We start from the raw sequence: 11,435 nt of genomic DNA, 5'->3' as shown, positions 1-11,435 counted from the left end.
TCGACTTGCATGTATTAGGCACGCCGCCAGCGTTCGTCCTGAGCCAGGATCAAACTCTCCAAGAAAGTTGATTTAGCTCATAAAGTTACGTTGGCTCGTGATCTTCAATTATTATAGAAGAAACACGATAATTATTGTTTGTTGACGTTTGTTTGTTTAGTTTTCAAAGAGCAATTTCATCAATATCGCTCTGAAGCGACAAAATTAATAATACCACATATCCACAGTGTTATCAAGAAAAACTTTTAACCTTTTAACCAATTTTTCACTTTCAATAAAGTGTTTTTGAAGTGCAACTTTTGAATAATACCATTATTTTAGTTATCAATCAATGGTAAATTTCCCCTTCTATCTATAGAAGATATACAGAAGTGAATTGGAATAATTCATCTCGCTGCCGGGAATTAATATATTAGCACCATTTGAATAACACTACAATAGGTAATTTAAACCAATCCAATAATCAAATTCCCTACATTAGGAGGCTAATCCAATGAACATAAACAAAAGAGATAAAGACATTAATTTAAATAATAAACAAGATTCTATTAAAAATATGACGAAAGACTCATCCACAAAAAAAGGAGTCTCGATACAAAAAGACGGGTTTCGCTATGATTATGATGATTCTTCTGATCTCAAATAGAAAAGGATGTTTTATTATGGCAATTCAGCTAGTCCTTTGAAAAGTTCAACTGCCGTTTCGATGATTTCATCCCTGAAATCATACTGATAGGTATGGATGTGAGGATAATCTTCTCCGTTACCGATGTAATATATTGCACCCCTTATCTCCTTTAAATAGTGACCAAAGTCTTCAGAAGCCCTAAATGCTTCTTTCATTTCAACAACTTGAAGGCCTTTATCCTTGCAAACCTTTCGGACCTTATCGGAACTGTCTTTATGATTTACTGTTTCCGGAAAGATATCGTTGTAGGAGAAGCTGACCTTAAGTCCATACTTTTCACCCTGAGCAAGAGCTAGCTCTTCAAGTTTTTTCTGCAGCTTATCCAATTCTGCTTCATATAATGCACGGATAGTTAACAGTAACTCTCCCTTACTGGCGGATACTCCAAATGCTTTTTCCCCAATATTTACTTGAACAACGGTACAAAGTAATAATCCTTCATTATTTTTCGAGGAGATCAAATCGGGAATAGCATTAATAATCGTGGCAATAGCGAAGGAAGGATTTGCTCCATCCTCCGGTTGACTCGCATGAGCCGGAGTACCTTCCATATAGATTGTCATTCCTTTAGATGCACAGTGAGCTGTTCCATCGATGACGTTAATAGTATTAAACGCCATACCGCTCATATTATGATAGGCAAATATTTCTTCGATATTATGTTCTTTTATAAACGAGACGCATTGAGCTGCACCATCGCCTGTTTCCTCCGCATGCTGGAAAAGAAAAAAGATATTTTTGTCTGCACCCTTCTGGTCAATTTCCAACGCAAATCCTGCAAGACTTGCAGAGTGACCATCATGTCCGCATTTGTGAGAGATTCCCGGATTCTTAGAAGCATAGGGGATATCAATGGTTTCTTCAATAGGTAAAGCATCAAAATCAGCCCGAAACGCTATGTTCTTTTTACCTTGCCCTGCTCTATAGATGGCATAAAACCATTGGCCTTTATCTACTATTTCCAGATTTGTATGTTCTTTTAGAAAAGAAATTAACCTCTTTTTCGTCCAAACCTCTTGATTGGAGAGCTCTGGATTTTGATGCAATTCATGCCGTAACTGTTTGGCTAATTCTAGATTTTTATTATCCAATGGATCACACCCCCTAAACAATACAATACTTTAATTACCATTATATCAAAGGTTTATGGCTAATATTTGCAAAGTCGACATGAAAGCATCAAAAAAAGCGACTAGATATTCCGATCGCTTTTTTAAATGTTGTGTCCTTTTTAAGTGGGACAAAATTGATTAGATACTCTATTAAAAGATATTATTTATTTTGAAGTATTTTCTGTGGAGATAATTTTCTCAATTTGCAACATAGCGGAAAGGACGTGGATGAATGCTTCGTGCATTGTGGAGGTTTTCAAATGTTTGTCGTAGTAATAGTGTAGGTGCATGGCAATATCCTTTCTTGCCTCAAATTCAAAATGATAGAAATCAATAATCGGAGAATATAACCCATTTCCTAATGGGATTAATGTTCCCATAGCGATTTCTCCTTTTTGAGGCGGGATAGCCATTGGATCATAAACAACTGCATCGATGGTTTTTTCACTTAAAATATCAACAAGAACAAGGGCACGATCATTATGTTTGTACCCAACATAATAGAATTTTGGTATCGCTTTTTTACATTCCTTTAGCCAAGATATAAGAATCGGTCGCTTCCTTAGCCAATGATAGTTTTCCGCAATATAGTCCGCGACACAGCTGCTCCGAAAATCCAAGCTCATATCATAAAAAATTCGCCACCAAAATAAATTATGTAATAATCCATCCTGTTTTTCTGTCTGTAAACTATGGTCATCAACGAATTCCTTCAAAATTGGAAGGTATTCAAGATAATACCGGTCCAAGGCATATTTCATAAAATCATTCAATACCTTGCCTATCATTACGCGCTTTAATTCATCAGAAATTGGATAGTCATGACGGAATGTTTTTGTGTTGGTCGCTGTCTGAGCAAATTCTATTACCCTATTTTTTTCCACAAAAACATCATTCCTTTCTTTAAATTTAGTTTTTTCTTCGTATTGAATTTTCCCTTTCTTTCACCCCCATTCTTTATTTTATCATTGGATATAGATTTTAACAAAATGCTATCGTAATCAAATATAATTGTAATTACTATCTGTGGGCAGACCTCCCTAACTATAGAATTAGAATCTTCTTTCGTTATTACAACTGAACAGGGTTTGGAATTTCATGTACCCGTACATGATGGCTGCTTTTCTTCCTTTATCGGTATGGTAGTTCACCTTTGGTTTGAGACAATGGAGAAATTCACGATCACATTCGCAGCGTGAACGACCCATTCTTAGGCATCTATCATGGCGATAACAACATGCATCTACATCATTTATCGGAGCACCAGGGCCGCTACAGCCTGGACCACACCATCTATAACCTGGAAATAAACACAACCCTCGATTTCTTCGCTGCATTGACATCCTTTTGATACACCTCCTTCCTATTATTTATATATATGAAAAATGTTTGGAAGGAGTATGTTTTCATTACCTAGCATATGGTTCTTTTTTTAAAAAAAGGTGAAAAGGTGTGAAGGTCATTTAACTTAGGAATTTGTAATGCTTTCAGGACTATTTTCATAGCAAAATACCAAACAATGGAATGTATTCGTTTCCAAAACAGTTGCGGGTTGTTATATAATAAGAATAGTAGTTTACCTTCTTGTTCCTACTTCCTACATAGCTTCATATAATTTGTTAGAGAAGTGGAGGAAATACAATGTTATCGAATGAAGCTGAAATTCAAAAAGAGTATGAGTATTTTTTAAAAAACCATTTGCCCGAAGGTTTTGCTTATTACGAGGATGATGAAGAATACCCTATGGTAAAGGTTACAGTCAAGGATGCAGTTGAAACAGCCAAAGTCGTTGAAGCAGAGCTGCGTTTAAATGGGTATTCAAGGGATATGGTAGAGGTCAAACCCCAGGCAGAAAATGAGCTCCAGGAAATCCATTTCCGGTTTGATTTGCTTTTCTTTACCGAAGAACAAGCCAAAAGCTGTTTGCTTTTAATAGCACGAACGATTTATACCTTTGAAGTTGCTTCCGCTCCCAAGGAGGAATCCTCCATCTTTTCCTTTTTTAAGCATAAACGATCGGGAGCACATGGAAGCGACGACAAATTCAAGGACGATATCACGAAAGAACAAGTGATCAAAGCGGTCCGGAAATTTTCTGATCATCTTCCAGACGGAACATTCCGAACGATTTTGGTTAATGAAGATTACAGCATCGACTTTGATCAATTGCTTCGCTACTTACCTAGAAAACCTCAGCAGAAGTTTTATATGTCCAAAGAAACATATGAAATTTTCGAAGAACACGAGCGTCACATCCCCCCACTTATGGATAAAGTTCAAAAAGCCGTTGACCAATATGTAAAAGAACATAAAGAATATCCAATTCTGCCGTATGATCACTTTCGTCGGGTAAATGGCTATTTGCTGGTTCAGGAGCATTTTCTTGAGGAAGTGCCGAGCATAGAGTTCTATATTACTAATTATGATGGGTTAATTACTCATATTAAGCCTAGGAAGTGATTGGAGGTGGCCTCTCTTTTGTCAGAAAAAGAGAGGCTTTTTTTATAGAAACAGTTACCAATAGATTAATTCCTTACCACTTTCTCCTTCTTTTTGTTCTCATCAATTGGAGCAGGAGCTATGCTCTGGTCGTTGGCTGTTAAATCAATACCATAGTCTTTCGCAAACACCATATGGGTTTCCACGAGAATGTCATTTGAGTTTTCATCTAGGTTAAATACCCTCGCCCCACGTAATCTATTCCGTTCTGCACCTGGGAGGCCGTATGTACCAAAACCAGTGCTACCCGAATAGCCAAGTAAGATCCCATAATAGTTGCCCACATACGTGTTTACATGGTCATGGCCGCAGAAGACGCCTTTAACGTCACCTCTTTCAAGCATAGCCGAAAACATGCCGCTGTTTATTGGGCCTGGACATTCTTCTTCATTTCTCTCTCCGGTTATGTTGTGTTTGATTAAAGCATTTGCGTGGTGTGCATCTGTTCTTCCGTCTACACTTCCGAACCACATATATCTATGTTCCCATAGTGGAATATGAATAAATACAAGTGAAGGAACCTTATGACCCCATTGCTGCTCCAGTTTCTTGGATGTTTCATAATACCAGCTTACCTGGTTTAAACGAAGCCAGTCCCATGTTGGGTAACCTGCAAAATCCTGACCTGCAATCTGTTGCGGTGCATATCTTCCACTATCAAGGAGCCATAGGTTAAATGCCGCATCGGTTCCTTTAGAATTTTTTATTACTAGATTCATGTTTCCTGTTCCCGTAATGTCCTTTACTCCTGGCTTGTTCATGTTGTATTTGTAAGACATATAGATCTCAAGCAGGTCTTCCTCATTCAGTCCACTTTTTGAAGTAGAATCCTCATCATGATTCCCAAATGTGATGGCCCACTTAATCCCCCTTTGTTCCATCGGCTGGGCCACATTATGAATCGCTTGTTTCATTTCGATAGGTGTATCACACCCACCTGTGATATTATCGCCATTAAGAACCACAAAATCCGGCTTTTCTGTATCAAGTACATTTTCCATCAGTTGAACAGTACGGCGGTCAATGTGCTCATCGTCCTGCGTATCATTAAACTGAACGATTTTAAATTTACCATCCGGTTTAATTTGAAGCCATTTATCATCCGTTGATTCTGCCTTGACAGTTTTAGTGAGCAAATCCCTTGGAATACCGGCTGTTCCAAGTGTTAGTGCAAGAGTGCTTATTCCACCAATTTTGATAAAGCTTCTTCTATCCAACCCTTTTTGTAAATCCTCATTTTTCATAACAAACCCTCCAATCTATTTTTTAAAAGTAAATCTATCAAAAGAATAGCAAGAGGATTTTAATTTTCTGTATTCATTATGTAAAATATGGATTATTAATTGGTAAAGATTACATAGGGACGGTTCTTGTGTTCCTAAAGAATGCATAGGGACGGTTCTTGTGTACCCACATAGATTCTATTATTAGTTTTTGCAGGCTCCCTTTTATCAAGGACATTTTTCATGTTGTTTTTCTAATTTTTGTCCTTGATAACCTCTATCAAGGACATTTCTTATGTTTATTTTCGATTTTTGTCCTTGATAACCTCTATCAAGGACATTTCTTATGTTGATTTTGAATTTTTTGTCCTTGATAATCCCTTTCAGGGACATTTCTCATGTTACTTTTCTTATATTTGTCCTTGATAACCCCTATCAAGGACATTTCTCATGTTGTTTTTCTAATTTTTGTCCTTGATAACCTCTATCAAGGACATTTCTCAGGGCTTTTTCAATTTTTTTGTCCTTCAATGGCCGCCAATTGAAGAACCTTACTTGTTTATTTTTCAAAAGCAAAAAAGGTAGAATCCCTCAAAAGTAAGGGCTTCTACCTTTATTAATATTAGAAGGGCTACTTATTTGGAAGCTGGAGCCATTGCCACTTCAGGGCATGTAACCTTATCATAAAAATCAACGAATTTGTCACGATCGTCGCTGTTACGGTATGCCATCGCCACGCGTGGATGTTCGTTTAGCACTCCAGAAATCATGTAAGGAATGATGTAACCCCACTCCCACTTTTGACGCATTTCTAGCATGTGCTTTTCGATAACGCCAAGTACCGGTTTCAGTTCGTAAGTTGTTTTTGGAATGTAACTTACGAGAAGCTCAGTGTGGCAGTTCCCTGCTGCACGTCCCATTCCATACACTGATGAATCGAGGAACGTAACGCCATTTTTCATTGCGGCTAATGTATTAGCGAATGCCAATTGCATATTGTTATGTGTATGAACTCCAAGCTGCTTGTTAGGAAGCATTGCCTGGAACTTTTTGACAAGATGCTCTATATCACCAGGATCTAAGCTGCCAAAGGAGTCAACAATATAAACTACATCGACAGGACTTTCCTTTACCATTTCAAATGCTTCAATAAGCTGGTGCTCAGGCACACTTGACAGAGCCATGATGTTAAGAGAAGTTTCATATCCTAAATCATGAAACATTTGGACAAGCTCTAGGCCTTTGTCCACTTCGCGGACATAGCACGCCACACGTATCATATCTAAAATACTTTGCTCACGCGGCAAAATGTCATTAGGATCAACGCGACCAATATCTACTAAAGCAGATAGCTTCGTAAATTTTTTCTGAGGGATAATTTCTTTTAAGAAGTTATCATCTAAAAATCTCCATGGATTAGGCTCAGTTGCGTTTAGAAGTCTAGCGGAGTTTTTGTAGCCAATTTCCATGTATTCGACACCCGCTTCACTAAGGCCGTTATATAAGTCTTGAACAAATTCAACACTAAAATCCCAATTATTAACTAAGCCTCCGTCACGAATCGTACAGTCTAAAATTTTACAACGTTGTTCCATGATCGTAATTTCCCCCTTATACACCACTTTTTTCAGATACTTTATTTTTAACTTATAAGCCATTTTCTACTATAATTTCTTATTGTGCCATTCTTTGTCTAACAGTGTCAATCTATTTTCCGAAAAATAAGAAAAAACATAAGGACGGGTCTCTTACGTTCATTTTCATTCGAATTGAACACACGGGTCGAACACGCGGGGACGGTTCTACCGAATTTCTTTTCACCCAAATTGAACACAGCAGAACCGTCCCCTTGATTCAATTCATAAAATGGGATAAAATGGTGAAACAAATCGTAATGATTACGTTTTATGTGCATATATTTAGTCTTAGGATAACGTTATCTTATTTATTGGAGGGAATTTTATATGGCAACTTGGGATTTAAGCAATACTATGCATCATATCCTTATTTGTAATGGCAGCAGCTGCAATGGGAATGGAGCCGAAAGTCTAACTCATGCGATTCGGAAAGAAATCTCAGACCGGGATCTTGACGACACCATACACACAACGCGTACATTATGTAATGGGAGATGTCATGATAAGTGCGTAGTTATCAACTATCCGAAAGGAACTTGGTATAAAGACTTGAAACCCGAGGATGTTACCCACTTCGTTGATTGTCTACTGGTTAATGAAGATTATTCCGAAAAGGTGAGTCATTCATTTGATGGAGAGGTCTTCGAACGTTCAGCCGGAGTAAATACCGGAGTTTCAAAGGACAGGGAAAAAGTCAGTAAGGTTTCAAAAATATAATATTTGAAGGTATAGTGATTAGAAAAACTTATACTATTAGATTGGTATTCTTCAACTACCGGGTCCGGTTAGTTCAATGAAAGTTCAGTGCCCTTTTTTTTAATATACGGACATCATTTCCGTTATTTTGAAAAAAAGTGTTGTTTTGATAGGCTAACCGGACACCTGATGCCTTAATTGTTAAAAATGAACATTATCCATGTGTTTTTATGTAAATAAGGTACCCCATGTCCACCAAAAGTTGAAAAGAAGGGAATAATTCAATAATATGGGCCTTTAAGTCCGATAAATAACACACTAACTACACAAACCAATTCGCAAAACTATTTCTGTACTTTTATACAGCAAAATTAACAACTCAACTCAAAAGGATGCTCAGCTGAGGTTGTTTCCCACTGCCATGTGGGCTGTTTGGTAGGGTCGGCCCAATACCACGCTGCCAGTGCAGCCGCACATGAATCGATTTGATGGGTACTCTCGTAAATCTCATTAGGCAGCCCCTTTAATCCAATCGTTTCTAACCAATTTAACACAGCTTTACTAGACTCTAATTCTTTCTTATAGGATAAGGCATGTTTTAAACCATCAGTGCCAATCCGTGTACCAATGGCTGCCCCTGGGTGGACTTCGACAATCCTTATATCATTATTTAGATTCATTGCCATAATTCTTCTTGTTAAACCCATACCTCTTAATGTTAAATAAACCATTTTAGTTAGTGTGGGCGGCATGATTGAACTGCCTGACATTCCACACTTCTTAATAAATTGACGGATGCTTTTATCTTGAGGCCGATCTCCTCCTCCGTCTTGGTAAGACAAAGGAGCATCAATTCCTATGACCACATCATCCGTTGAAACTGCTGATGCAATAGCTGAAATCATCATTTCATCACTCGCATCCGTAATCATGTCTTCAAAATATAGACCCTCATTCTTATATTGAAAAACAGTTAGGGCCGTATCTTTGTGATTGGCAGGACCGGATAAATCAATTCCAATGATCTTCATTTAGCCTCTCATCCTTCTGTTGATTATGTAAGAATTCTATCCTAAAAAAGTATCATGAGAACCGTCCTCATGTCACTTCCTGAAAAAGAATCATGAGAACCGTCCCTCTGCACCAACCCGCGTCACCTTTTTTTGAGGATGGGAAGTGCTATAATGCAGATGATTAGTGCGCTAAGTGTGTCGATGACGAGGTCGGACATGGTATCTGACAGAGCGGCTCGACCTATTAGCTGGGTGCCATCTACTAAAATAAACTTTTGCATATTTAGGGATAGAAGTCCATCTGCTAAGAATTCATATATCTCCCAAATCGTTCCCGCCGCAACCGAAAAGCAAAAGGCAAAGAAGGAAATAAAAAACGGATTCAATTGAATTTGAACTCGTTCTTGATTATTCAAAAATCTTACTAAAATAATCCCTAAGACCCCTAATACAGCTCCGCTAAAAGCATGTAAAATGCTATCCCAATATGGGATCAAATAATAAAAATCCTGTACCTCCCCCAAGTATATGGCGCAGTATAGAAATATAAAATAAATGATTTCGATTGTATCCGGGATATCAATTGATTTTTTCTTCTCCACAATGGACGGGATCATCATGACCACAATCCCTAATACGCATTGCAGGAGCATGAGAACGTAATCACTTTTTACTTTTACATTATCTTCAATAGCTGCTTCTGATGGGGCCATAATCATCCTTATTATAATGAAAACAATCGATCCGATTAATGTGACAAAAAGAAACGCTCCTATTATTCTTTTCCAATCGAATCTCTTTTTTCTACTTAATTCCATAAGGATCACTCCTAAGATATGTACATAGATTACTTAAATTAAAAGTTTTTAAGATCATAATTTCTGAATTTGTATTAAGAATATTATATCAAACTATGTATTATTAAATGTGTTAATATCAAATTTTGCACACCCTGTTGATTCGCTTTACTCCAAAGAAAACAAAAATGCCGACCCGGTTGAGTCGGCAACAAAAAATAATAATGGCGATAATTATGGCTTTCCTCCAAACGTGAAGGTGGGAACTTTGCTTAAGCTAAATAAGCCTCGCGGACCTCGTCATTTTTTATCAAATCATACCCTAGTCCTTGGAGCTTAATATCTCCGTTTTGAATAACATAGCCCCGGTGAGCGATGTTCAACGCTTGATACGCATTTTGCTCCACGAGCAGGATCGTTATCCCCTCTTCATTTAACTCTTTAATAATATCAAAAATTTGCTCAACGATGATGGGGGCTAGTCCCATTGAAGGTTCATCCAGCATTAATAAATCAGGTTTCAACATGAGCGCTCTCCCAATCGCAAGCATTTGTTGTTCTCCCCCGCTCATCGTTCCCCCCTGTTGTTTTTGACGATCTTTTAAAATCGGAAAATACTGAAATACTCTTTCTAATCTTTCCTGAATTACCGCTTTACTTTTAACAGAAAAGGCTCCCATTAACAGGTTTTCTTTTACCGATAGTTTTGGGAAAATCTTTCTTCCTTCGGGAACATGGGCAATCCCAAGAAAAGAGGTTTGATGTGCTGGCATACTGGTTATGTCCAATTCATTATAAAGAATGCTCCCTGCCCTTACCGAAGCGAGGCCACTGATTGACTTTAAGGTGGTTGATTTTCCTGCACCATTGCTGCCAATGAGGGTTACAATTTCACCTTTATTTACGGTTAGATTAATCCCTTTTAAAGCTTGAATTCCTCCATAATAGGTTTCAACTTTTGTTAATTGAAGTAAACTCATCTACTTACCCCCTATCTTGCCTGGACAGCACCAGACCCTAAATATGCTTCAATGACCTTTGGATTATTTCGTATCTCTTCAGGGTGACCTTCAGCAATTTTTTCCCCATGGTCCAAAACATAAATACTTTCTGAAATTTCCATTACTAGCTTCATATCATGCTCAATTAGAATCACAGTAAGATCATACTCCTCCCTCATACTTTTAATAAGCTCTGTAAGTTCCTTTGTTTCCCTCGGATTCATTCCTGCTGCAGGTTCATCCAGTAAAATTACCTTTGGCTTTGTCGCCAATGCTCGTGCGATTTCAAGTCTTCTTTGTGCCCCATAGCTTAAATTGCATGCTTTTTCATTTAATAAAGACGCTAAACCAACATATTCCAATAATTCGTAGGCCTTGATTTCAGCACTTTTCTCTTCTTTTATAACGGTAGGCAGACTAAATAGTATTCCGAAAAGTCCCGCTCTCAAATGCGTGTGCATACCGACCAAAACATTTTCAATAACAGACATTTCACCGAATAAACGGATGTTTTGAAAGGTCCTTGCAATTCCTTTTTTTGAAACGATATGAGGTTTTAATCCGTCAATTTTTTTATTTTCAAGTAAAATCGAACCTGAAGTTGGCTGGTACACTCCAGTAATCATGTTAAAGAAGGTTGTTTTGCCAGCACCATTTGGACCAATTACGGCAGTGATGGAGTTTTTTTCAAACTTCATTGAAATATTTTGATTGGCGGAAAGACCCCCAAATTGTTTCGTTAAATTTTTCACTTCAAGGATTGTCATTC

At 37.7% G+C, this 11,435-nt stretch carries 12 protein-coding genes and 1 rRNA gene; 3 read left to right on the top strand and 10 right to left on the bottom strand.

Annotated features, from left to right (window positions below; all coding sequences use genetic code 11):
* Positions 1-65: ribosomal RNA gene (locus tag ACI48O_RS21385) — 16S ribosomal RNA — on the bottom strand; the annotation flags it as partial.
* Between the two features lie 428 nt (positions 66-493).
* On the opposite strand from ACI48O_RS21385, the gene ACI48O_RS21380 reads away from it, so the two are divergent.
* The gene (locus tag ACI48O_RS21380) at positions 494-646 is read left to right on the top strand and encodes a hypothetical protein (protein ID WP_435563856.1); all 153 of its coding nucleotides are present in this window, start codon (positions 494-496) and stop codon (positions 644-646) included.
* 14 nt (positions 647-660) lie between these two features.
* Here ACI48O_RS21380 and ACI48O_RS21375 read toward each other — a convergent pair whose 3' ends face one another.
* From ACI48O_RS21375 to ACI48O_RS21365, 3 genes are all read right to left on the bottom strand, one after another.
* Positions 661-1,779 (bottom strand): M20 metallopeptidase family protein, encoded by a 1,119-nt coding sequence (locus tag ACI48O_RS21375; protein ID WP_435563855.1) that lies wholly within the window; start codon positions 1,777-1,779, stop codon positions 661-663.
* A 185-nt stretch (positions 1,780-1,964) separates the two neighbouring features.
* Entirely contained in the window at positions 1,965-2,684 is a 720-nt protein-coding gene (locus ACI48O_RS21370) for a hypothetical protein (RefSeq protein WP_435563854.1), read from the bottom strand.
* A 168-nt stretch (positions 2,685-2,852) separates the two neighbouring features.
* On the bottom strand, positions 2,853-3,143 hold the full coding sequence (locus ACI48O_RS21365) for a phospholipase (protein WP_435563853.1): 291 nt from the start codon (positions 3,141-3,143) through the stop codon (positions 2,853-2,855).
* Positions 3,144-3,441: 298 nt separating this feature from the next.
* Between ACI48O_RS21365 and ACI48O_RS21360 the strand changes: the two genes are divergently transcribed.
* Entirely contained in the window at positions 3,442-4,260 is an 819-nt protein-coding gene (locus tag ACI48O_RS21360) for a DUF3939 domain-containing protein (RefSeq protein WP_435563852.1), read from the top strand.
* A gap of 65 nt (positions 4,261-4,325) precedes the next feature.
* Here ACI48O_RS21360 and ACI48O_RS21355 read toward each other — a convergent pair whose 3' ends face one another.
* Complete coding sequence (locus tag ACI48O_RS21355) at positions 4,326-5,543, bottom strand: metallophosphoesterase family protein (RefSeq protein WP_435563851.1); 1,218 nt, start codon at positions 5,541-5,543, stop codon at positions 4,326-4,328.
* 614 nt (positions 5,544-6,157) lie between these two features.
* Positions 6,158-7,117, bottom strand: coding sequence for an aldolase catalytic domain-containing protein (locus ACI48O_RS21350; protein WP_435563849.1), 960 nt, complete (start codon positions 7,115-7,117; stop codon positions 6,158-6,160).
* Positions 7,118-7,486: 369 nt separating this feature from the next.
* Between ACI48O_RS21350 and ACI48O_RS21345 the strand changes: the two genes are divergently transcribed.
* Entirely contained in the window at positions 7,487-7,876 is a 390-nt protein-coding gene (locus tag ACI48O_RS21345) for a (2Fe-2S) ferredoxin domain-containing protein (protein ID WP_435563848.1), read from the top strand.
* A gap of 350 nt (positions 7,877-8,226) precedes the next feature.
* On the opposite strand, the gene ACI48O_RS21340 is transcribed toward ACI48O_RS21345, so the two are convergent.
* The 4 genes from ACI48O_RS21340 to ACI48O_RS21325 all read right to left on the bottom strand — a co-directional run bounded on the left by ACI48O_RS21340 (position 8,227) and on the right by ACI48O_RS21325 (position 11,433).
* Positions 8,227-8,886, bottom strand: coding sequence for a DUF429 domain-containing protein (locus ACI48O_RS21340; RefSeq protein WP_435563847.1), 660 nt, complete (start codon positions 8,884-8,886; stop codon positions 8,227-8,229).
* A gap of 122 nt (positions 8,887-9,008) precedes the next feature.
* Positions 9,009-9,686 (bottom strand): DUF2238 domain-containing protein, encoded by a 678-nt coding sequence (locus ACI48O_RS21335; protein ID WP_435563846.1) that lies wholly within the window; start codon positions 9,684-9,686, stop codon positions 9,009-9,011.
* 251 nt (positions 9,687-9,937) lie between these two features.
* Positions 9,938-10,645 (bottom strand): ABC transporter ATP-binding protein, encoded by a 708-nt coding sequence (locus tag ACI48O_RS21330; RefSeq protein ID WP_435563845.1) that lies wholly within the window; start codon positions 10,643-10,645, stop codon positions 9,938-9,940.
* A gap of 11 nt (positions 10,646-10,656) precedes the next feature.
* Complete coding sequence (locus ACI48O_RS21325) at positions 10,657-11,433, bottom strand: ABC transporter ATP-binding protein (protein ID WP_435563844.1); 777 nt, start codon at positions 11,431-11,433, stop codon at positions 10,657-10,659.
* Positions 11,434-11,435: the final 2 nt, after the last annotated feature.

It is taken from the genome of Neobacillus terrisolis, from assembly GCF_051233475.1.
GTDB lineage: Bacteria > Bacillota > Bacilli > Bacillales > Cytobacillaceae > Bacillus_BU.
Note: the sequence above shows the minus strand (reverse complement) of the source record. Positions and strands in the feature narration are given on the sequence as shown.